We start from the raw sequence: 21691 nt of genomic DNA on the forward strand, positions 1-21691 counted from the left end.
GGGGCCGGTCCGGCGTGGGATGACCGGCCCGGCGTAGGCTGGCCCGCGGCGCGCGACAACGGATCCGTACCTCGTGTACGAGGTGTACGAGGAGAGTCACGTGCCCATACGCGCCACCGCCCTGCCGCCCCAGCCCGAACACACCACCGTCCCCGCCGACGACGGCGAGGTCACCCTCCTCATCGCCCGTCAGGTCGAGGAGGGCTACGAGGAGGGCTTCGAGGAGTGGGCGCAGGGGATCCTTCGGACCGCGGCCACCTTCCCCGGCCACCTCGGCTACGGGCTGTTCCGGCCGGCGAAGCGCGGGGCGCCGTGGTTCCTGGTCCACCGCTTCCGGGACGCGGAGGCCTGCCGAGCCTGGCAGGAGTCGCCGGAGCGGGCGGAGTGGTTCGCGAACTGCGAGGGTCACCGCCACACGGAGATCGCGCGGCGTGAACTCACCGGCATGGAGACCTGGTTCGCCAAGCCCGGCACGACCCGGCCCGCGCCGCCGCGGTGGAAGATGGCCATCACGTCCGGACTGGCCATCTTCCCCATCTCGCTGACGGGCAACGCGGTGCTCGGGCCGCGGCTGGAGGGGCTGCCGATGGTGGCGAGCACCGCGGTCTACACCGTGGTGTTCAGCGTGCTCATGACGTACGTGGCGATGCCGGCCATGAGCAGGCTGCTGCGCCGCTGGCTCACCGACTGACCGACCCCCGGTCGGGGGTCCGCGGCCGGCGGTCAGTGCACTTCGGTGACTTCCAGCTCACCGTCCGCGTACTGCCTGCGGATGACCTTCTTGTCGAACTTGCCGACGCTCGTCTTCGGCACCGCCGGGATGATCGCCCAGCGCTCGGGCAGCTGCCACTTCGCGATCGTCTCGGCGAGGAAGGTCTTGAGTGACGCGTAGTCCGCGGTCGCGCCGTCCTTCAGTACGACGGTGGCGAGCGGGCGCTCGCCCCACTTCTCGTCGGGGACGGCGACGACCGCCGCCTCGGCGACCTCGGGGTGGGCCATCAGGGCGTTCTCCAGCTCGACGGACGAGATCCACTCGCCGCCGGACTTGATGACGTCCTTGGCCCGGTCGGTGAGGGTGAGGAAGCCGTCGGAGCTGATGACGCCGACGTCGCCGGTCTTGAGCCAGCCGTCCTCGCTGAACTTGTCGGCGGGCTTGATGGCCTCGCCCCCCGCGCCGCCGTAGTACGCGGCCGCGATCCAGGGGCCGCGCACCTCCAGCTCACCGGCCGCCTCGCCGTCCCAGGGCAGGAACTCTCCGCCGGGGCCGCGCAGCCGGGCCTCGACGCCGGCCGGGAAGCGCCCCTGGGTGAGGCGGTAGCCGAACTCCGCGTCCGTGCCAATGGCGTGGGCCGGCGGGCGGGCGGTGGTGCCGAGCGGGGAGGTCTCCGTCATGCCCCAGGCGTGGCAGACCCGCATGCCCAGCGTGTCGAACGCCTCCATCAGCGCCGGCGGGCAGGCGGAACCGCCGATGGTGACCTGCGTGAGCGAGCTGACGTCCCGCGGCCTTTCGGTGAGCTCGGCCAGCAGGCCCTGCCAGATGGTGGGGACGGCCGCGGCGTGCGTCGGGCGCTCGGACTCGATCATCTCGGCGAGCGGGGCGGGCTGGAGAAAACGATCCGGCATGAGCATGTTCACGCCGGTCATCAGCGTGGCATGCGGCAGACCCCAGGCGTTGACATGGAACTGCGGGACGACGACGAGGGTGGTGTCGGCGTCGGTCAGGGCCATCGACTGCGCCATGTTGACCTGCATGGAGTGCAGGTAGAGGGAGCGGTGCGAGTAGACGACACCCTTCGGGTCACCGGTGGTGCCGGAGGTGTAACACATGGCGGCCGCGGACCTCTCGTCCAGCTCCGGCCAGTCGTACGCGGTCGGCTTCCCGGCGAGCAGCTCCTCGTACTCGTGGACCTGGGCGTGCGTGCCGGCGAGAACGGAACGGTCTCCGGGGCCGGACACGATCACGTGCTCGACGGTCGGCAGGTGCGGCAGGAGCGGGGCGAGCAGCGGCAGCAGCGAACCGTTGACGATGACCACGCGGTCGGCGGCGTGGTTGACGATGAAGATCAACTGCTCGACGGGGAGCCGCAGGTTGAGCGTGTGGAGCACGGCCCCCATGCAGGGGATGGCGTAGTACGCCTCCACGTGCTCGGCGTTGTTCCACATGAGCGTGGCCACCCGCTGGTCGCCCTCGACCCCGAGGTCGTCGCGCAGGGCGTGGGCCAGCTGGGCCGTACGCTCCCCGAGCTCTCGATAGCTGCGGCGCCGCGGCTCGCCGTCGCCGGTCCAGGTCGTGACCTGTGAGGTGCCATGAATCGTCATCCCGTGGTTCAGGATGCGGGTGACAGTCAGTGGTACGTCCTGCATCGTGCTCAGCACGGCGTCCTCCCGGTGGGCGCACAGCTCTTGACCGGGGGTTCCCACCCCCGGACCTCCTGCCTGTGTGGCAGTAAGGGTGTGGAGATTCTGCGCGCGTACCACTCGGTATGTCACTACCCCCGAGTACGAAAACGCCTACGAAAAATTGTCCCGGGCCGCTGCCGGCTACCCGCCGGTCACCGCGATGATCACCGTACGGGCGACAGTTCCGGGTCCTCGCGGAGCTTGCCGAGCGCGCGCGACACCGCGCTCTTGACGGTGCCGACGGAGACACCGAGCACCTCGGCCGTCTGGGCCTCGCTGAGGTCCTCGTAGTAGCGCAGGACCACCATGGCGCGCTGGCGGTCGGGGAGCTTCATGACCGCCCGCCACATCGCGTCGTGCAGCACCTGCTGTTCGGCCGGGTCGGGCTGAGGCAGCCCGGACGGCTCGGGCAGCTCGTCGCACGCGAACTCGTCGACCTTGCGCTTGCGCCACTGCGAGGTACGGGTGTTGACCAGTGCGCGGCGGACGTAACCGTCCAGCGCCCGGTGGTCCTCGATGCGCTCCCAGGCCACGTACGTCTTGGTGAGCGCGGTCTGCAGCAGATCCTCGGCGTCGCACGGGTTGGCGGTGAGCGAGCGCGCCGTCCGCAGCAACACGGGCCCCCGCGCCCGTACGTACGACGAGAACGACGAGTACGACGCGTGTGCCGGGTACGACGCGTGTGCCGGGTACGGCACGTGCGACGGGCGGGACGCGGGCGACGGATACGACGTCCGCGTCGGGTGAGACGCGTGCGTCGGATGGGACGCGTGCGACGGATGGGACGCGTGCGTCGGATGGGACGCGTGCGACGGATAGGAAGGCGGCGTTGTGGCGGCCCTCGAAGCGGTCGCGCAGACTGGCGTGGTCATGGCTCCACGCTAGGAGTGGCCCCTACCCCCGGGGATCGCCCCGAGGTCCCGAAACGGGATCCGCCTCAGGTTGTAGGGGGCGCGTAAACCCCACCTACTGAAGGTGGAGACCAACCGGCCCTGGAGTAGGGGGCGCGGGCGCCGCTTCTCGGGGTCCCCGGCCCGGCCCGATGCCCGCACCGGCGCTGAGCTGGACGGTCTCACCCGTCAGCCCCGAGGACGAGCCCGGAGGTCGGCACGCCCGTACCGGCCGTGACCAGCGTCGTCGCCGCGCCGGGTATCTGGTTGACCGAGGTGCCCCGCAGCTGCCGGACCGCTTCCGCGATGCCGTTCATCCCGTGCAGATACGCCTCGCCCAGCTGGCCTCCATGAGTGTTGAGGGGGAGGGCGTCCGCGGCCACGAAGTCGGCCGCCTCACCCGGTTTGCAGAAGCCGAACTCCTCCAACTGCATCAGAACGAATGGCGTGAAGTGGTCGTAGAGGATGCCCACGTCGATATCGGAGGGAGCGAGCCCGGAGGTGCGCCAGAGCTGGCGCGCGACCACGCCCATCTCGGGCAGGCCGGTCAGATCGTCCCGGTAGTAGCTGGTCATCAGCTCCTGCGCGCGACCGGCACCCTGCGCGGCGGCGACGATCACGGCGGGCGGGTGCGGCAGGTCCCTGGCCCGCTCGACGGACGTCACGACGATCGCCTGGCCGCCGTCCGTCTCCTGGCAGCAGTCCAGCAGCCGCAACGGCTCGACGATCCACCGGGAGGCGGCGTGGTCGGCGAGGGTGATCGGCTTGCCGTGGAAGTACGCCGCCGGGTTCCGGGCGGCATGGCGGCGGTCGACCACGGCGACATGGCCGAACGCCTCGGGGGTGAGTCCATAGGCGTGCAGATAGCGCTGCGCGGTCATGGCCACCCAGGAGGCGGGCGTGAGCAGCCCGAACGGAAGGTTCCAGCCGAGCGCCGCACCCTCGGCGGACGGCTCCCGCTGCTGCACCCCGGAGCCGAACCTCCGGACCGATCGCTCGTTGAACGCCCGGTAGCAGACGACGACTTCGGCTATCCCGGCGGCGACGGCGAGTGCCGCCTGCTGGACGGTGGCGCAGGCCGCCCCACCGCCGTAATGGACCCGGGAGAAGAACGACAGCTCGCCGATGCCGGCCGCCTGGGCGACCGTGACCTCCGGGTTGGTGTCCATCGTGAAGGTGACCATGCCGTCGACGTCGGCGGGGGAGAGCCCCGCGTCGTCGAGGGCGGCCCGCACCGCTTCGACCGCCAGCTTGAGCTCGCTGCGGCCGGAATCCTTGGAGAACTCGGTCGCCCCGATCCCGACGACCGCCGCCCGCCCGCCGAGCCGGTCGACCCCGCGCACACTCATGATCCCGCCTCCGGTCCCGTCGCCGCGCCCGCCCCTGGTCCCGTCTCCCGTCCCGGATCCGGGACCGGCTCCCCCCGCGCCTCCGGCCCCGGATCCGGGACGGTCACCGTCACCGTGCCCGTGACGTGGTGGCCCAGGCCGTTCACCCCGATGACCCGGACCTGGGCCGTGTCCCCGTCCACGTCGGTGACCGTGCCGGTCAACGTCATCGTGTCGCCCGGGTAGTTGGGCGCGCCGAGCCGTATCGCCACCCTGCGGAGCACGGCGGTCGGCCCGAAGTGGTCCGTGATGAACCGCCCCACCAGGCCGTTCGTCGTCAGGATGTTCATGAAGATGTCCGGGGAGCCCTTCTGCTTTGCCAGCTCCGCGTCGTGGTGCACGTCCTGGTAATCACGGGAGGCGATGGCTCCCGCGACGATCAGCGTGCGGGTCAACGGAATCTCCAGCGGCGGCAGCTCGTCACCGGGTTTCATGACTGCGCCCCCTCCTTCGCGATCAGCTCTCCTAGTTCGGACAGGACTTCACCGCCGCATCCGAGATGGGCGTCGATCTGCCGGCCCCACAGGAAGTGCCGGTGGACGGGATGGTCGAGGTCCGCCCCGATCCCACCGTGCAGGTGCTGCCCTGTGTGGACGACCCGCTTGCCCGCCTCCGACGCCCACCAGGCGGCCGTCAGCGCGTGGGTGCCGCACGGCAGCCCTTCGTCGAACCGCCAGGCCGCCTCGTAGGCGGTGACCCGGATCGCCTCCGTGTCCATGTACGCGTCGGCCGCGCGGAGCTGGACGGCCTGATGGGTGGAGAGCGGGCGGCCGAACTGCTCCCGTACCGACGAGTACGCGACGGCCCGCGCGAGGGAGCCCGCGCACACCCCTGCCTGGAGCCCGGCGAAGGCGATTCGAGCGGCGCCCAGCACGGTCTCGTACGCGTCCTCGCCGCCGAGACGCTCGCCGGGTGTGCCCTCCAGCGTGAGACGGCCCGCGGCCCAGGGGGCGGTCGTGTCCACGGGGACGACCTCGGCGTCGGCGGTCCGTATCAGCCACAGGGTGCGGTCGGCGTCCGGCACGAGTACGTGAGTGGCGTCCCGCAGCCACGGCACCCAGACCGCCGTCCCGGTCAGCCGGCCCTCCCCTCCGGCCCCTTCGTGCCCCTCGTGCCCGGCGTAGCGCTCGGACCGGACGGCCCCGCACGCGGGGAACGCCCCGGTCGCCATCGCCGCCCCGGCCCGCAGCTCCGGCAGCAGCCGGGCCCGCTGCTCATCGGTGCCGTACCGCCCCACCGCCAGCAGCCCGTACACACCGCTCACCGCGAGCGGGACCTGCGCGGTGGTGCGGCCCTGCTCCTCCAGCAGCAGGACCAGGCCGAGCAGCCCGATCTCCTCCAGGGCGGCCGTCAGCCCGGCCGAGCACAGCACCTTCCACAGCTCGGCGTCGGTCCCGGTCCCGGTGGCGGCCAGCCGCTCCGGCGTGGACAGATCCCCGAAGATCCGCGCGGCGAGGTCGCGGGCGGCGGCCTGCTCCTCCGTGGGCGTGAAGTCCATGGCTCAGCCCTCGCTCTCGTCCGAGGCCAGGGACCGGAACACCGGCAGCTCCAGCTCCTCGTCCACCCGCAGGAATTCGAGCCGTACCGGCATCCCGATCCGCACCTCGTCGTACGGAACCCCGACCACGTTGCTGACCATCCGCACACCCTCGGCCAGCTCGATCAGCCCCACCGCGTACGGCGGGTCGAACGCCGGGAAGGGCGGGTGGTGCATCACCACGTACGAGTAGACGGTCCCCTCGCCACTCGCCTCGACCGCTTCCCACTCCGCAGACCCGCACGCCCCGCAACCCGGAAGCCAGGGGAAGCGCAGCGTCCCGCACTCCTCGCACCGCTGGATCAGCAGCTTGTGCTCGGCCACGCCGTCCCAGAATCCGGCGTTGTCCCGGTTGATCACCGGGACGGGCCGGCTGACCCGAGGTTTCCTCACGGCGGCGCCCGGAGCGTACTTGAGGATGCGGAAGCGGTGCGTCCCCGCGAGCTTTCCGTCCGCCCGGACATCCATCCGCGTCGTGACGAAGTGCCCCGTGCCCAGCTTGGTCGTCTTGCGCGGCGACACCGACTCGATCACGGAACTGAAGGTGATCCGGTCGCCGGGGCGCAGCGGTCGCAGATACTCCTGCTCGCAGTCGGTCGCCACCACCGAGGTGAACCCGGCCCCGTCGAGCAGCGCGGACAGCTCGTCGTACGCGCTCGAACGGCCCGGGCCCGCCCCGTGCCCGGACAGTCCGCCCATCGTCCAGGCCTGGAGCATCGTCGGCGGCGCGATCGCGTCCGGCCCCGCGTACGCCACGTTCGTATCCCCCATCGCCTCGCACCAGTGCCTGATCATCGACTCGTTGACCAGGTCCTTGCCCACGCCCGAGGTGGTCGCCGCCCGCCCCTCGTACGCCTTCAGCCGCTCGTACAGATCCGTCCCGCGCGGATCCGTCCCGCGCAGGCCCGCCTCATCCGTCCCGTACACATCCGTCACCGCCGCCCCCTCTTCATGCCGAGCCGCATCGTCGCGACGATCTCCCGCTGCACCTCGCTCACCCCGCCCCCGAAGGTGTTGATCTGAGCCGCCCTGTTCATCCGCTCCAGCTCCCCGTCTCCGGCGCCGCCGAGGGCGACGGCCCCCGGCGACCCGCCCCTCACCAGCCCCGCCTCCCCCGTGATTTCCTGGCACATTCGATACACCTCGACGGCCGATTCGGTTCCCACGAACTTCACGCCGCTCGCATCGCCGGGGGCCAGTCGACCGCCCCCCACATCCCCCACCAAACGCCAGCTGAGCAGGCGCGACGCCGCGAGCCGGGCATGCACCTCGGCGATCCTCGACCGGACCCACGGCTCGTCAATCCGACGCCTCCCCGTCACCGGATCGGGGGTGCGGGCGTACTCCAGCGCCGCCGCGTAGAAGTCCTCGGCCTGCATGCCGATCGCCGCGAGCGCGACCCGTTCGTGGTTGAGCTGGTTGGTGATCAGCCCCCAGCCACCGTTCTCCTCCCCGACCAGGTGCGTGCCGGGCACCCGTATCGCGTCGTAGTACGTCGCGGTCGTCGTCAGCCCGCCGACCGTCCGGATCGGCGTCCACGAGAAGCCCGGCGCGTCCGTCGGCACCAGGATGATCGAGATGCCCTTGTGCTTGGGCGCGTCGGGGTCGGTGCGGCAGGCGAGCCAGATCCAGTCCGCGTTCTGGGCGTTCGAGGTGAAGATCTTCTGCCCGTCGATCCGCCAGTCCCCGGCGTCGCTCCCGTCACCGGACCTGCCGTCCCCGGCGTCGCTCCCGTCACCGGACCTGCCGTCCCCGGCGTCGCTCCCGTCACCGGACCTGCCGTCCCCGGCGTCGCCCGTGTCCCCGGGCCCGCCGCCCCCGCCGACCCGTACCGCCCTCGTCCGCAGCGACGCGAGATCCGTCCCGGCCTCGGGCTCGCTGTACCCGATCGCGAAGACGATGTCCCCGCGCAGGATCCCGGGCAGGAAGAAGGCCTTCTGCTCCTCGGTCCCGTACTTCATCAGGGTCGGGCCGACGGTGTTCAGCGTGACCATGGAGACGGGCGCGCCCGCGCGGTACGCCTCGTCGAAGAAGACGAACTGTTCGTCCTCACCCCGCCCCTGCCCCCCGTACTCGACGGGCCACCCGAGTCCGAGCAGCCCGTCGTCGCCGATCCGCCGCAGCAGTCGGCGCTGCTCCGGCGCGTCCTCGGCGGCCGGCGGCCCGTCGGGCATCAGGTCCCTGAAGTACGAACGGAGTTCGGCGCGCAGCCGCAGCTGGCGCTCTGTCGGGGCAAGGTGCACGGCGACGGCCTCCCGGGCGGGGCGCATGAGGTTTCTGACTGTCCGTCAGATACTTGCCCGGTGTCAAGGCATGGGCGACGCGCGAACGGCCCGGCGCCACGGAAACAGCCTGGGCACCACGGAAACGCCCTGAGCGACACACGAAACGGCCTGCGCGCCGATGCCGGAGCACCGTCACGCAGGCCGTCGATCACCCCACAGTCAGGCCCCCCATCGGGCCGCGGGCTACCAGAGCTCGAAGAAGTTCACCGCGATGTTCTCGTTCGACTGGTCGATCGCCGTGAAGGCCGAACCGTTCACATTCGCGGTGTTGTTCTGGTTGGACGCGCCGTCACCGGTGGCCACCTGCTGGTTGGTCGACGAGTTGCCGTAGTTGTCGTTGCCGACACCACTGCCCTCGATCTCCGCCACGGACGCGTTCGATCCGTCACCCGCGAAAGCGCCGTTGTCAGCCTGGGCAACCCCCGTGAAGAGCGCGGCAGCGAGGGGCAGGGCAGCGACAGCAGCGAGGGCGCGGGCGGTACGGATGCTTGCCATGTCAATTCCTCCAGGAACCGTTGGTGCAGCAGGAGTGCACCGGAAGTACAGAAGTACGGCTGGCACCAAGGCAGTCGGCCGACCACCCCGGTCGTTCGTCACGACGTCGCGAGACCAGAGTTGCCCACCGAATCCCCGCCGAACCACCCCGGAGGCCCCGATTCCCACTCAAGCGTGAGGACATGTCGATAAACCCCCTCCGCCTCCCCAATCCCACAGCTCGACCGCCGCCCACCACCCGCTCGTCACCGAAACCCGCCCACGACAAGAGGAAAAGCGTTCCGGCACATTTTCGGCCAATTTCCCCCTTCCCTTATTCGAACGACAGTACGAACATGGAGCCATGGCCACCACCGACCGGCACAGCTCCACCCTGGCCCTCGCCCACGCGCTCTCCGCCGCCGAGCGCGGGCTCCCCGTGATCCCCCTGTCTCCCACCAAGCTCCCCGCCCTGCCCTCACCCCACCGCCGCCGGCCGGATCCGGTCCTGTGCCGCGGCGAATGCGGACGGCCGGGGCACGGCGTGTACGACGCGACCACCGACCCCTCCGCCGTACGGGCCCTCTTCGCCGCCGCGCCCTGGGCCACGGGATACGGCATCGCCTGCGGCAGACCGCCACACCATCTGATCGGCATCGACCTCGACACCAAGAGCGCCGCGGCGGGCAGCACGGACTCCGTGGCCGCTCTCCAGCAGCTGGCGCTCCAGCACCTGTTCACGGTCCCCGAGACGGTCACCGTGCTCACCCCCAGCGGCGGCCGGCATCTGTGGCTGACCGGCCCGGCCGACGTGGTCGTCCCCAACTCCGCGAGCCGCCTCGCTCCCGGAATCGACGTCCGGGGCACCGGCGGCTACCTCGTCGGCCCCGGATCGGTGTCGGCACACGGCGCGTACCGGCTCGCGCCGGGCAGCGCGGAGCTGGCCCCCGCGCCCTGCCCCCGCGCACTCCTGCGCCTGATCGCGCCCCCCGCGCGCCCCCAGCACCCCTCATCCGGCCGGGAGCCGCGCGGGGAGGGACTGGTCCAGTTCGTACGCGCCGCACGGGAAGGCCAGCGCAACACCCGCCTGTTCTGGGCCGCGTGCCGCGCGTACGAGAACGGCTTCGGCGACGCCCTCGCGGACGCCCTGGCCGAAGCGGCGGTCCGGGCGGGCCTCACCGAACGCGAGGCCCGCGCCACGATCGCCTCGGCGGCGCGTCTCAACTCCGGCCCCCAGACGTGGCATTGATCACAAAAGAGGGCAGGACCCGGAAAGCAACTGCGCCTCTTTGATCACTTTTGCCCGTCCGGAACGCGTGCCCCGCGCGCCTCGTCGCGTAACCAACTTGCTTCCTCAAGTCCCTTTTCCGGTCATACGATCGCCCCGCAGCCGCACAGCGTGAGTGATGCCGCGGCAGCTGCCCCAACGCTTTGGACCACGCATTCGGACCACGTACTCGGACCCCGCATTCGGGTCCCGGAAAAGGGCTCTCTTGAAAATCCGCCACGTTCTGGCAACGGCCGTCGCCGCTGCGGTGACCGCCCCCGCCGTCCTCCTGTCCGCCACCCCCGCGCTCGCCGACACCAAGCCGGCCCCCGCGTCGCAGGCGGAGAAGCAGCAGGCCGGCAAGCCCTCCATCGAGGAGCTCGAGAAGGCCGCCGCCAAGGCGCAGAAGGCGTACGACGACGCCGTCGCCGCCGAGAAGGCCGCCAACGCCGCCGTGGACGCCGCCTTCGCGGACGACGCACCCCACGCCGTCGAGGCCAGGGCCGCCACGCAGGAGGCGGCCGACGCCGAGGCCGCCAAGAAGGCGGCCGACCAGGCACTCGTCGACGCCGAGGCCGCACTGGCCGCGCTGCCCGAGACCGCCACCGACGAGGAGAAGGCGGCAGCCGCCGAGGCCGTCACCGACGCCGAGGCCGCAGTCGAGGCCGCCAAGGCGGTCCAGACCGCCGCCGACGAAAAGGCCGCACAGGCCAGGGAGGCGGCGAACGACATCCGCATCGCCGCCCTCCGGGCGCAGGGCCAGGCCGAGATAGCCACGGCCGACGCCCTCAAGGCCAAGAACGCCGCCGACAAGGCGCTCGCCGACGCCAAGGCGGAGCAGGGCGAGGAGGACGGCGAGGACGGCGAAGGCGACGACGAGGACGGCGGGGACGACGCCTGCGTCCCCGAGAACGACCTCACCACCGTCGCCACCGGCCTGCCCTCCAAGATCGTCGCCGGCAGCACCGTCAACTTCTCCGTCCGGGTGACCAACGGCACCGACAAGACGCTCGACAAGGTCACGCCGTTCGCGTACTTCCACGCGACGGACAAGAGCGGCCTCAAGGTCGTTGACGACATGCTGCAGCTGCAGTGGTCGACCGCCGGTTCCCCCGAGTGGCAGACCGTCGAGGTCGGCGAGTACGCCGGCTCCATCAGCCCGCTGAAGGCCGGCGCCCACGCCGACGTCAAGCTGCGCCTGAAGGTCGACGCCAAGGCCCCGGCCGGTAACGGCATCGCCTTCATCGCCGGTGACTACTTCAACAACGACGGCTCCTGCGGCGGAAACCTCGCCAACGAGTACGAGTTCGAGCTGCTGGCCGCCGGCAGCAAGCCCGGCAAGGTCGACGACGCCAAGCCCGGCAAGGCCACCACCGTCACGTCGGACCTCAAGCCCCAGGGCGGTGCCACGACCACCACCACGGGCAGCCTCGCCAACACGGGCTCCCCCTCCGCCCTCCCGCAGCTCGCCGCCGCGGCGGGCGCGGCGGTGGCCCTCGGCGCCGGCGCGGTCCTCATCGTCCGCCGCCGCAAGGCGGACTCCGCCTCCTGACGCCTTCACGGACAGGAGGAAGGGGCGCTCCCGATTCCCGGGGGCGCCCCTTTCCCGCGCCGTCACCAGGGTCTGCGGCACGCTCCTCGCCCCCGTCACGCCACGTCATACCTGTGCCACGTCGCGGTGACACCCGCTTTGTCACGATGGCTTCTGTCCGAGGCCAAACGGGTAGCCGAAAGAGCCGCGGGGCGTTGCACCTGCGCCGGTCCGTGCCGACGCCCATAACGTGACGTCGCTCCGACAGGTACGGCACACGGAACGGACACTCATGGCAGAAGAACTCATCGCCACCCTGCAGACGACGCTGGGCGCCATCGTCATCAAGCTCTTTCCGGAACAGGCTCCGGAAACCGTCGCCAACTTCGCCGGCCTGGCGGACGGAAGCAAGTCCTGGACCGATCCCGAGACCGGCGCACCCGGCCAGGGCTCGCTCTACAACGGCACGATCTTCCATCGCGTCATCGACGGCTTCATGATCCAGGGCGGCGACCCGCTGGGATCGGGTCGGGGCGGTCCGGGCTACCGGTTCAAGGACGAGTTCCACCCCTCTCTCCGCTTCGACCGGCCATACCTGCTGGCGATGGCCAACGCGGGCCCGGGAACCAACGGCTCCCAGTTCTTCATCACCGTCGGACCGACCCCCCACCTGAACGACAAGCACACGATCTTCGGCGAGGTCGTCCAGGGACAGAAGGTCGTGGACGCCATCGCGAAGAGCCCCACGGGCAGGAACGACCGTCCCCTGACCGACGTCAGCATCCAGTCGATCTCCATCGACAGACGTCAGTCCTGAGCCCCACCGGCGCCACGCGAAAGGGGCGCCCGAAGCGCGGGCGCCCCGAGGCGGGGGTGGAGCCGCCGGGGCGTCAGGCCATGGCTCGGCCGGCAGCGGCGACCAGTTCCTCGGTCGCCGCGATGGCGGCCTCGCGGCGGGCTGCCAGGTCGGAGCGGTCGGTGGCGTCACGCAGGCCGAACGCGGCCAGGGCCGCCTGACGGGCCGGCTCGGCCAGGGACCGGTCAAGGACGGACACCGAGACCAGCGGGCCGGTCACCGCCGACCGCGTGGCGCGGGAGGCCTCGCGGGCCGCCTCGACGGCTTCCTCGCTCGCGCCGTCCAGGCGCAGGACTTCGCGGTGCCACATGGCCCGCCGGTGGTCGCCCAGGGCGGCCACCAGTTCGCCCAGCGCCCTGCGCAGCGCTTCCGCCCTCTGGTCGGCACGGGCAGCACTCTGGGCGATCCGCGCACTCCTGATCTGCAGCAGCCCGGTGAGCGCGCCCCCGAGCAGTGTGCCGACCACGGCAATGACGCTGGGCCACATCGCGAAATCCTCCTGGGCAGCAGTGATGAGCCGGGAACGCCGAGACGGATACGTCAGAAGGGGCGCCCCGGTCCGGGACACCCCTTCTGGTCAGCACATACGCTGACCTGCTGCGGTGGGTGTGGGATTTGAACCCACGGTGACTCGCGCCACGACGGTTTTCAAGACCGTTCCCTTAGGCCGCTCGGGCAACCCACCTCGCGCCGCCCGATCACGGGTGGCGCGTGCACAGCCTAGCCCGTCCTGGCCCGTCAGCTGTCGCCCTCGCGTTCGCCCAGGGTGATCGTCGCCGTGGACTCCTTGCCGCCGCGTTCGTAGGTGAGCGTGACCTTGTCGCCCGGCTTGTGGTTCCAGATCTCGCTGATCAGGGTCGGACCGCTGTCGATCGCCCTTCCGCCGAACTTGGTGATGACATCACCCGCCTTGAGACCCGCCTTGGCCGCCGGGCCGTCCGGGGTGAGTGCCGCGGAGCCGTCCGAGCCCTTGTCCGCGATGGTGGCACCGGCGCCCTTGTCCGTCATGTTCACGGTGGCGCCGATGACGGGGTAGACCGGCTTGCCGGTCTTGATCAGCTGTTCGGCGACGTTCTTGGCCTGGTTGATCGGGATGGCGAAGCCGAGCCCGATGGAGCCGGCCTGGGACTGCTGGCCGAAGCCGTTGCTGCCGCCGGACTGGATGGCCGAGTTGATGCCGATCACCGCGCCGCTCGCGTCGAGCAGCGGGCCGCCGGAGTTGCCCGGGTTGATCGAGGCGTCGGTCTGCAGGGCGCTCATGTACGAGTTCTTGCCGCTGGAGCCGTCGCCCGAGGCCACCGGGCGGTTCTTGGCACTGATGATGCCGGTGGTCACGGTGTTGGACAGGCCGAAGGGCGCGCCGATCGCGATGGTGGAGTCGCCGACCGCGACCCGGTCGGAGTTGCCCAGCGGGAGCGGGGTCAGGCCGGAGGGGGCGTTCTTCAGCTTCAGTACGGCGACGTCGTAGCCCTGGGCCCGGCCGACGACCTCGGCGTCGTACGTCTTGCCGTCGGAGAAGGTCGCGGAGAGCGAGCCGCCTTCGGCCGCCGTCGCCACCACGTGGTTGTTGGTGAGGATGTGGCCTTCCTTGTCGTACACGAAGCCGGTGCCCGTGCCGCCCTCGCCCTCTGCGCCCTGGGCCTCCGCCTGGATCGTGACGACGCTCGGGAGGGCCTTGTTCGCGACCGCGGCGACCGTGCCCGGTTCGCGCTTGAAGTCCGCGGGGGCCTGGCCGGCGGAGACGGTCGTCGAGCCGGAGTCGCCGTCGTTGCGCTCGGCGGCCCAGTAGCCGATGCCGCCGCCGACGCCTCCGGCGACGAGCGCGGCCACGAGCACGGCGGCGAGCACTCCGCCGGAGCGCGCGCGGGGGGCCTTCGGGGCCGGCTGCGTCTGCGTGGCCGCCGGTGCCGCCGCGGGCTCGCCCCAGCCCGAGTCACCCGCGTCGTACGACGGCGGTGCGGGGGGAGGCGTCACGGGAGGGGGCGGGGGCGGCGGGCCCTCGGGAGCGGCCGGCGGCACAGGAGGTACGGACGGGGCGGACGGGACCGCCTCCGTTCCCTCGTTCTCGGTGCTCACAGCTGGTTCTCCTCGGTTCCGCGTCGGCTTCGGCTTCGGCTTCGTCACCATGCCACTGGGGTCAGCTTTTCCTACGTCGCGTCAGGCCACTGTAAGCAGGACCTGTGCATCTCTCCGCCATCCTTTATCCCGGACATAGCGGACGCACCCGCAGCGTCCTCAATCAGACGATGACACCATGACGCGGTGACACAACTCCCGATCCAGGTCGTCGCCCACCGAGGCGCCTCGGAGGACGCTCCCGAACACACTCTGGCCGCCTACACCAGGGCGATCGAGGACGGTGCGGACGCCCTCGAATGCGATGTCCGGCTCACCGCCGACGGCCATCTCGTCTGTGTCCACGACCGTCGCGTCAACCGTACGTCCAACGGCCGCGGCGCCGTGTCCGCCCTGGAGCTGGCCGAGCTCGCCGCGCTCGACTTCGGCTCCTGGAAGGACCGCGAGGAGAGCCCGGACTGGAAGGACCGCGAGTTCACCTCCGTACTGACCCTGGAGCGACTGCTGGAGCTGGTCGCCGACGCCGGGCGGCGGATCGAGCTCGCCATCGAGACCAAGCACCCCACCCGCTGGGCGGGCCAGGTCGAGGAGCGGCTGCTCCAGCTGCTGAAGCGCTTCGGGCTCGACGCCCCCACCGCGGCCGACGAGTCGCCCGTGCGCGTCATGAGCTTCTCGGCGCGCTCGCTGAACCGGATCACGGCAGCCTCGCCGACCCTCCCCACCGTCTATCTGATGCAGTTCGTGCCGCTGCGGATGCGCGACGGGCGGCTGCCGGCCGGTTCCCGGATCGCGGGCCCCGGAATCCGCATCGTCCGCAACCACCCGGCGTTCATCGAGCGGCTGCACGCCGCGGGGAACCGGGTGCACGTCTGGACGGTGAACGAACCCGCGGACGTCGACCTGTGCGCCCGCCTCGGTGTCGAGGCGATCATCACCAACCGGCCGAAGCAGGTCCTGTCCCAGTTGGGCCGCCTCTCCCAGGAATAACCAGAAACGATCAGTATCGGCAGAGGGTCGGCAGCCACCGGCAGTGGCCGGAAGTAGCCGGTAGCGGCCGCGGCGGCCCGTAGGGGGCGGCAGCGGCCGGTGCCGCCCACGAGTGACGGGGAGTGCACCGGCGCGTTCGATCCGTATTCGATCGTGTCGAGTGCGTCACCACACACGTACTGGCCGGTTTCCGGTCCAGTCCATTGGGGCATCCAACCCGTGGCGTGGGGCAAAGGAGGTCTCGGGGGTGGCGTTGGTGGTGGCACAGGAAGTGCCCACGTCGTCGAGCATGGCCGTACCCCATGGCCCTGCGGGCGTGGGTGAGGCGAGGCACCGGATGCGTGAGCAACTGCGGCGCAGCGGGGTCTCCGAATCGGTCGTCGACGACGCCGTTCTGATCCTTTCCGAACTGCTCAGCAATGCCTGCCGACATGGCAGGCCACTCGGGCAGGCGGAGATCGGCAACGGCGACATCCGCGCCGCGTGGCGCGTCGACAAAGCGGGCGGACTGACCGTCGAGGTGACGGACGGAGGTGGTCCGACCCGTCCGGTTCCGGCCACGCCCTCGGTCACCGCGCGCGGCGGCCGCGGGCTCAACATCATCAGCGCGCTCGCCCAGGACTGGGGCGTACGGGACAGCGCGTCCGGCGAGGTCACGGTGTGGGTGCTCGTCACCGAAGGGCACCGTCACGACGGTTTCGCTACGCGCGTCACCGGCCCGGCCGGCAGCTCCGTCGGCAGCACGGTGAGCAACCAGATGAGCAGCCCGAGGAGCAGCCCGGTGAACGGTCATGAGTTCGGCTTCGCCGACGCGTACGAGAGTACGTACGACGACACGGACTGAGGCCGTACCGGGGCCGGGCCGAGGCTGGGCCGGAGCCTGGACGAGGACCGGCCGAGGCCGGAGCGACAGCGGGGACCGTGGTCCGACGGAGCCGGACGGCGGCCGGACGGCGGCGGGCACGCCACGTCGACCGGCGATACGGCTGTCGCAACGGCCGTAGCGGCTAGGCTCGCGCCCGAGACAAGCACGCCGTCACCGGGAGAAAGCCACACCATGGCCAAGAAGCGCCCCCAGACGAAGGCCGCGGCCAAGCCGCAGATCACCAATGGAGAGATCCCGGTGGTGGGGGCCCGCGAGCCCTGCCCCTGCAACTCGGGCCGCCGCTACAAGGCGTGCCACGGCCGGGCCGCCGCACACGCCGTGACCGAACTGGTCCAGCGTCCCTTCGACGGGCTGCCCAGCGAGTGCGACTGGATCGCCCTGCGCGAGCTGGTGCCCGCCGCGACGGTCACGCTGACCCTCAAGGACGCGCTGCCCGAGGACGTACCGTCCGTGACGCTGGCGACCGTCCTGCCGATGGCGTGGCCCGCGCTGCGCCGCGACGACGGCTCCGTACTGCTCGCCCTGCAGAACGACACGTCCTCCGGGGACCTGAGCCGCGACCTCGCGGACACGCTGGAGCGCGCGCTGGCCACGAAGCCCGGCACGGCGGTCCGCGCGGTGCGGGTGTCCGCCGAAGGCCCGCGTCTGCAGGATCTGCTCGACCCCGCCGCGCCGTTCGAGCCGGTCGTGCACAGCGGCTTCGAGTTCTGGGTTCCGTCCACCGCGGAGCAGGCGACTCCGGAGGTCGCCGCCTCGCTGGAGCGGGCCAACGCCGCCGCGATCCCGACCGTGAAGCTGTCGAGCGTGGACTCGGCGTACTGGTGCGAGACCCCGGAGAAGAACCATCTGCGGTGGGTCATGCCGCACCCCGAGGAGAAGCTGCTCGACGCGCTCGCCCGGCTGCACGCGGCCGGGACGTCGACGCTCGGCGAGGGCACGCGGCTGGTCGGCTCGTTCCGGGCGCACGGGCTGATCGTGCCGGTCTGGGACCTGCCGAGCGCGATGGGCGCCGAGGAGTGCGAGAAGCCGGCCGCGGCGTTCGCGGAGCGGCTGGCGGACGCGCTCGCGGCGGACGCTCCGCTCACCGCGGAGGAGCGCCGGTCGCGCGGCGGGCTCACCAACCGTCAGGTGACGCTCAGCTGACGGTGACGATTTCTGTCGTCTGACAGGTGACTCCTGTCACAACCGCCGTACGGACCAGTAATTACTTGTCCGAATACCCGAGATCGAATTTGCGAACAGCCGATCTCTTGTTACGGTTCTGGAAGCCCGGTCGCTGGTGCATCCCCCGTCGCCAGCGACCGGGCGCTTCCAATTCCGGATTTCTTCCACTGCGTCGCGCGCTTCAACTGCCCGCAGAGCCGGGCGAGTTGCTGCCCGACCGCAGAAGCAGTGGCTCATCTCCGAGTTCTTCAGAACTCACGAACTCAGCCACTGCCGCATACTCGCCCGCTTCACCGCGGGCCTTCTCACGCGGTGTTTCGCAGGCAGCGGGCGCGTCAGCCGCTTCCACGTCCGCCTCGCAATAGGTCTGTACGCTCCGCCCGCCCGGCCCCATCAGACTCAGCACGGTGCTCAGCGCCGCGCCCGTCGAGTTGCGGTAGTACGTACGCGCCCAGGTGTCCCGGCCCTCGGTCAGCACACACGTCTGGGCCTCGACACCGGCGGGAGAGGTGAGCGCCGGGCCGCAGCGCGCATGGGTCCGCCCCGGCTCCGGAAGCGTTCCGGACAACGTTTCGGACGAGGTTTTGGGTGACGTTCCGGGCGACTTGGCGGAATCGATTCCGGCCAGAATTCCGGACGTCCCCGCCGACTTGCCGTCGGCCTCCCATGGGCCGTCGGTCACCCGCTCGCCATCCGCCGCTTTTCTGCCGTCCTCGGCCGTGGGCCCCGGGGTACCGGCCGGGCCCGCGGAGGCGGCGAGCGGCAGCAGAGCGGCGCAGACAGCGGTGAGCGCGAGCCCGGTCATGCGGAGATTCATGGTGGGGCGAACATATCGACGCATGGGCGCGCCCGTGGCTCCGCGCGCCCAATTCCCCTACAACTGGGCCCGGCTCGTACCCGTACGAGTGAGCCGACGCCGTGGGCCGACGGCGTAAGGCGCGTGAGCCGCCGGCATGAGGCGTGCGAGCCGAGAGCGTGAGGCGCGGGCCTCAGTAGGTGAGGCGGGTGCCGTCCCCGGACTCCGGTGGGCTGAAACCGCCGGGTCCTCCCGACCCGCCCGGCCCTCCTGCCCCTCCCGGACCGACCACCGCCTCCACCAGCGCGTCGACGACCGCCTCGACATCCGGCAGCCAGGGCGACGCCGATCCGGGCAGCGGCGCGCGCTCCCAGCGGACCTGACCGGTGCCGGCCTCCGACGGCGGCAGCACCACATAGCCGCCCTCACCGTGGAAGCGGAGCGAGCTGGGTACCCGATCCTTCGCGTAGAGCAGCTCGCCGAGCTGTTCCATCGAGTACGGAGCGACGAGGAGCGACCAACGGGTCGGTGTGGCGACGACCGGGCCGAGCCTCATCCCCATCCGGTCGAGCACGACGAGCGCACGCGCCCCGGCCACCGCGGGCAGGCTCAGCGCGCAGGGCGCCCGGCCGCCGGTGGCGAGCAGGATCGGGGCGGTGGGGCGATTGCTCCACCACCAGCGCACCATGCGCTCGTCCGTGGTCGCCGCGAGGATTCCCGGGTCAAACGGGTGTGCACCGGGAACGACACATTCGGCGTCGGGACACGCACAGCCCCGCGCGTGCTCACCGCGCCCGGCCGTCCGCAGTCCCACGCCGGGCAGTACGGGCCATTCCCAGGCCGCGGCGCAGGTGAGCGCCGCTTCGAGCCGGTCGTGCGACGACGCCGCCCCTCCGCTGCCCGTCCCGCGCCGGAACCAGAGCCTGCGTCGCCTTCCGAGGATCTCGCGCATGGGCGCTCGTTCCTTTCCGTTGAACGCCGAGGGCCACATCACACCATGTGTGCATCACTTAACCGTGCGTATAACCGTGCGTACTAAACGGCGCATCACCGCCCCCTTGCCATGGGCATGGGGAACGAACGTGGGCTGGACTGTGTCCATTAAACGCGTGGCGAGGGGTGGCGCGCGCATGGCGCTTTACTGTCCCGCTGCTCTGATCCCTGCGCTGGTACCGACGTCCCGCTGCTGTACGGCTGTGCTGGTCCCGCTGTCCCGCCATCGGGATGCCACCTGGGTGGGGCGCGGCGGCCTCGGCGGTTAAGACGCCCGGGCTCCCCGTCAGGTTCCGGGGCCGTCCAACTGCCCCTGGCCATCACCGTTTACGTACCCATCACGTCCGGAATGACGCACCTCCTGGGACTTCGTCCCGGGAGGTACCCCCATTCGAACGCCCCCAGTCGACCGCAAATAGTTGCCATGGGGGGCATTTTTTGGCCAAGTTAGTAACCCTGCGAACACCCCCTGGACACCAGCAATTCCGCCAGGACAATGCTGGACATCCCCTCACGTGTACGTGTACATGTGGATGCATTGATAGCGGCGCAGAATGACATGGGGGTTTGCGATGCTATTTGCCGAAACGCACCAGTCGGAAAGCCGGCTCCCATGAGCGCCCCTCACCTGCCGAAAGTGGCTGGAATCGAACCAGCGGTCCCCGCCCCCGCACACACTGCCGCGGCCCTCCCGGCCGACCCCGTCCCGGCCGGCGCGCCGCCCGGAGCGGTGATCCAGGACCGGCTGGCCGGCTGGGTCTCCGACCTCACCACCCTCCATGAACTCACCGAGCGCCTCGCCCGGACCGGGACGCTGGACGAGGCGCTCCATGAACTCCTGCGTGCGGGCGCCGCCCTGGTCGGCGCCCGCCGTGGCATGGTCGTCCTGGAGCCGGCCGACGGCCGCGGCCCCACCACCACCATCGGTCTCGGCCTCGCCCATGCCGAACTCGGCCACATCGAGACCGTCCCGCGCCACGCCACCCCGTACGGCCGCATCCTCGACGGAGTCGCGGCGTCGGAAGTCACAGGAATCGGGGCCCTCGGCGGAGCCGGCAGACCCTCCGGCGTCGGAGGAGCCGGCGGCGTTCCGGGCGTCCCCGAGGCCGTGGCCCAGGCCGATCTGTTCGGCGACGAGACCGCGGACCCGCGCCTGCGCGAGGTCGCCGCCCGCCTCGGCTACGCCGCCAGCTACGCCCTGCCGCTCGCCACCGCGGACGCCGGCCGCCTCGGCGTGGCCGTCTGGTTCTACGACGAGCCCGCCGCCCCGCACGAGCGCCAACGCCACCTCGTCGGCCTCTACGGGCGGTACGCCACCGAGCACCTCGCCCGCCTCCTGGAGCTGGACCGGGCCCGCGCCCAGATGGCGACCATCGCCGACGAACTGCTGCCCAGCCGCCTCCCCCGGGTGCCCGGGGTCCGCCTCGCCGCCCGGCACATCGGCGGACCACGCGGCGGCGGCGAGTGGTACGACGCGCTGCCGCTGCCCGAGGGCGCGCTCGGCCTCGCCGTCGGCTCGGTCTCCGGCTCCGGGCCGAGCGCCCTGGCCGCGATGGGACGGCTCCGGGCGAGCCTGCGGGCGTACGCCGTGATGGAGGGCGAGGACCCCGTCGCCGTACTCTCCGACCTGGAGCTGCTGCTGCGGCTGACCGAACCGGCCCGCTCCGCGACCGCGCTGTTCGCGTACTGCGAGCCCGCGCTCCGCAAGGTCGTACTCGCCGGGGCCGGACACACCCCGCCGCTGATCGTCGGGCAGCACCGCACCGAGTTCGTGGAGACCTCGCTGTCGGCGCCGCTGGGGATGCTCGCCTGCTGGGAGGCGCCCAGCGTGGAGTTCTCGCCCGCGCCCGGCGAAACGGTGCTGCTCTACACCGACGGCCTGCTGCGGCGGACCGGCGACCCCATGGACCGGGCGTTCACGCGGCTGCACGCGGCCGCGGCGAGTGTGCCGAAGGGCGCCCGCGACGACCCCGCGGCGATCGCGGACCATGTGCTGCGGACCGTAATGCCGGGCGGGCTCGACGCGAGGGACGACGACGAGGACGTGGTCATGCTGGCGGCCTGGTTCGCGTAGGCCCGGCGCGCGGACGAGTCCCGGTCCCGGCGCAGGTCCGGTTCGAGCCGGCCGAACGAACAACACCATCAGACCCGTTCACGCCAT

At 71.3% G+C, this 21691-nt stretch carries 20 protein-coding genes and 1 tRNA gene; 8 read left to right on the plus strand and 13 right to left on the minus strand.

The window, feature by feature from the left end; all coding sequences use genetic code 11:
- Positions 1 to 100 precede the first annotated feature (100 nt).
- Positions 101 to 691, plus strand: coding sequence for an antibiotic biosynthesis monooxygenase (locus ABT342_RS05995; RefSeq protein ID WP_351567631.1), 591 nt, complete (start codon positions 101 to 103; stop codon positions 689 to 691).
- Positions 692 to 723: 32 nt separating this feature from the next.
- Here ABT342_RS05995 and ABT342_RS06000 read toward each other — a convergent pair whose 3' ends face one another.
- The 8 genes from ABT342_RS06000 to ABT342_RS06035 all read right to left on the minus strand — a co-directional run bounded on the left by ABT342_RS06000 (position 724) and on the right by ABT342_RS06035 (position 8995).
- Positions 724 to 2376 (minus strand): long-chain fatty acid--CoA ligase, encoded by a 1653-nt coding sequence (locus tag ABT342_RS06000; protein ID WP_351568127.1) that lies wholly within the window; start codon positions 2374 to 2376, stop codon positions 724 to 726.
- A gap of 188 nt (positions 2377 to 2564) precedes the next feature.
- Complete coding sequence (locus ABT342_RS06005) at positions 2565 to 3098, minus strand: SigE family RNA polymerase sigma factor (protein ID WP_351567634.1); 534 nt, start codon at positions 3096 to 3098, stop codon at positions 2565 to 2567.
- 374 nt (positions 3099 to 3472) lie between these two features.
- Positions 3473 to 4639, minus strand: a complete 1167-nt coding sequence (locus ABT342_RS06010) for a lipid-transfer protein (protein ID WP_351567637.1) — start codon at positions 4637 to 4639, stop codon at positions 3473 to 3475.
- Positions 4636 to 5112: a MaoC family dehydratase gene (locus tag ABT342_RS06015; RefSeq protein ID WP_351567640.1), complete on the minus strand. Its 477-nt coding sequence runs from the start codon at positions 5110 to 5112 to the stop codon at positions 4636 to 4638. The genes ABT342_RS06010 and ABT342_RS06015 overlap by 4 nt, the downstream gene beginning before the upstream one ends.
- The gene (locus ABT342_RS06020; protein WP_351567643.1) at positions 5109 to 6176 is read right to left on the minus strand and encodes an acyl-CoA dehydrogenase family protein; all 1068 of its coding nucleotides are present in this window, start codon (positions 6174 to 6176) and stop codon (positions 5109 to 5111) included. Before ABT342_RS06020 ends, ABT342_RS06015 begins: the two co-directional genes overlap by 4 nt.
- 3 nt (positions 6177 to 6179) lie before the next feature.
- Positions 6180 to 7142, minus strand: a complete 963-nt coding sequence (locus ABT342_RS06025; protein ID WP_351568130.1) for a bifunctional MaoC family dehydratase N-terminal/OB-fold nucleic acid binding domain-containing protein — start codon at positions 7140 to 7142, stop codon at positions 6180 to 6182.
- Between the two features lie 5 nt (positions 7143 to 7147).
- Positions 7148 to 8458: an acyl-CoA dehydrogenase family protein gene (locus tag ABT342_RS06030; RefSeq protein ID WP_351568133.1), complete on the minus strand. Its 1311-nt coding sequence runs from the start codon at positions 8456 to 8458 to the stop codon at positions 7148 to 7150.
- Positions 8459 to 8683: 225 nt separating this feature from the next.
- A complete protein-coding gene (locus ABT342_RS06035; protein ID WP_351567646.1) occupies positions 8684 to 8995 on the minus strand; it encodes a hypothetical protein in 312 nt (103 codons plus the stop codon).
- A gap of 343 nt (positions 8996 to 9338) precedes the next feature.
- Here ABT342_RS06035 and ABT342_RS06040 point away from each other — a divergent pair, with 343 nt between their 5' ends.
- From ABT342_RS06040 to ABT342_RS06050, 3 genes are all read left to right on the plus strand, one after another.
- Positions 9339 to 10223, plus strand: coding sequence for a bifunctional DNA primase/polymerase (locus ABT342_RS06040; RefSeq protein WP_351567648.1), 885 nt, complete (start codon positions 9339 to 9341; stop codon positions 10221 to 10223).
- A 244-nt stretch (positions 10224 to 10467) separates the two neighbouring features.
- Positions 10468 to 11793 carry a peptidase gene (locus ABT342_RS06045; protein WP_351567651.1) on the plus strand — a complete coding sequence of 442 codons (1326 nt, stop codon included), beginning with the start codon at positions 10468 to 10470 and terminating at the stop codon, positions 11791 to 11793.
- Between the two features lie 271 nt (positions 11794 to 12064).
- The gene (locus ABT342_RS06050; protein WP_351567654.1) at positions 12065 to 12589 is read left to right on the plus strand and encodes a peptidylprolyl isomerase; all 525 of its coding nucleotides are present in this window, start codon (positions 12065 to 12067) and stop codon (positions 12587 to 12589) included.
- A 73-nt stretch (positions 12590 to 12662) separates the two neighbouring features.
- Here the strand turns inward: ABT342_RS06050 and kilB are convergent, their stop codons facing one another.
- The 3 genes from kilB to ABT342_RS06065 all read right to left on the minus strand — a co-directional run bounded on the left by kilB (position 12663) and on the right by ABT342_RS06065 (position 14704).
- The gene (gene kilB / locus ABT342_RS06055) at positions 12663 to 13115 is read right to left on the minus strand and encodes a plasmid transfer protein KilB (protein WP_351567657.1); all 453 of its coding nucleotides are present in this window, start codon (positions 13113 to 13115) and stop codon (positions 12663 to 12665) included.
- A 113-nt stretch (positions 13116 to 13228) separates the two neighbouring features.
- Positions 13229 to 13313: transfer RNA gene (locus ABT342_RS06060), tRNA-Ser, on the minus strand.
- Between the two features lie 53 nt (positions 13314 to 13366).
- Complete coding sequence (locus ABT342_RS06065) at positions 13367 to 14704, minus strand: S1C family serine protease (RefSeq protein WP_351567659.1); 1338 nt, start codon at positions 14702 to 14704, stop codon at positions 13367 to 13369.
- A gap of 186 nt (positions 14705 to 14890) precedes the next feature.
- Between ABT342_RS06065 and ABT342_RS06070 the strand changes: the two genes are divergently transcribed.
- The 3 genes from ABT342_RS06070 to ABT342_RS06080 all read left to right on the plus strand — a co-directional run bounded on the left by ABT342_RS06070 (position 14891) and on the right by ABT342_RS06080 (position 17720).
- Positions 14891 to 15691, plus strand: coding sequence for a glycerophosphodiester phosphodiesterase (locus tag ABT342_RS06070; protein WP_351567662.1), 801 nt, complete (start codon positions 14891 to 14893; stop codon positions 15689 to 15691).
- Between the two features lie 247 nt (positions 15692 to 15938).
- Positions 15939 to 16535: an ATP-binding protein gene (locus tag ABT342_RS06075; protein ID WP_351567664.1), complete on the plus strand. Its 597-nt coding sequence runs from the start codon at positions 15939 to 15941 to the stop codon at positions 16533 to 16535.
- Positions 16536 to 16748: 213 nt separating this feature from the next.
- Positions 16749 to 17720, plus strand: a complete 972-nt coding sequence (locus ABT342_RS06080; protein WP_351567666.1) for a DUF5926 family protein — start codon at positions 16749 to 16751, stop codon at positions 17718 to 17720.
- Positions 17721 to 17922: 202 nt separating this feature from the next.
- On the opposite strand, the gene ABT342_RS06085 is transcribed toward ABT342_RS06080, so the two are convergent.
- A complete protein-coding gene (locus ABT342_RS06085) occupies positions 17923 to 18546 on the minus strand; it encodes a hypothetical protein (protein WP_351567669.1) in 624 nt (207 codons plus the stop codon).
- A gap of 184 nt (positions 18547 to 18730) precedes the next feature.
- Positions 18731 to 19489 carry a bifunctional DNA primase/polymerase gene (locus tag ABT342_RS06090; RefSeq protein WP_351567672.1) on the minus strand — a complete coding sequence of 253 codons (759 nt, stop codon included), beginning with the start codon at positions 19487 to 19489 and terminating at the stop codon, positions 18731 to 18733.
- Positions 19490 to 20026: 537 nt separating this feature from the next.
- Here ABT342_RS06090 and ABT342_RS06095 point away from each other — a divergent pair.
- Positions 20027 to 21604: a PP2C family protein-serine/threonine phosphatase gene (locus ABT342_RS06095; RefSeq protein ID WP_351567673.1), complete on the plus strand. Its 1578-nt coding sequence runs from the start codon at positions 20027 to 20029 to the stop codon at positions 21602 to 21604.
- Positions 21605 to 21691 lie beyond the last annotated feature (87 nt).

Source organism: Streptomyces sp. NPDC000410 (genome assembly GCF_040300305.1).
Classification (GTDB): Bacteria; Actinomycetota; Actinomycetes; order Streptomycetales; family Streptomycetaceae; genus Streptomyces.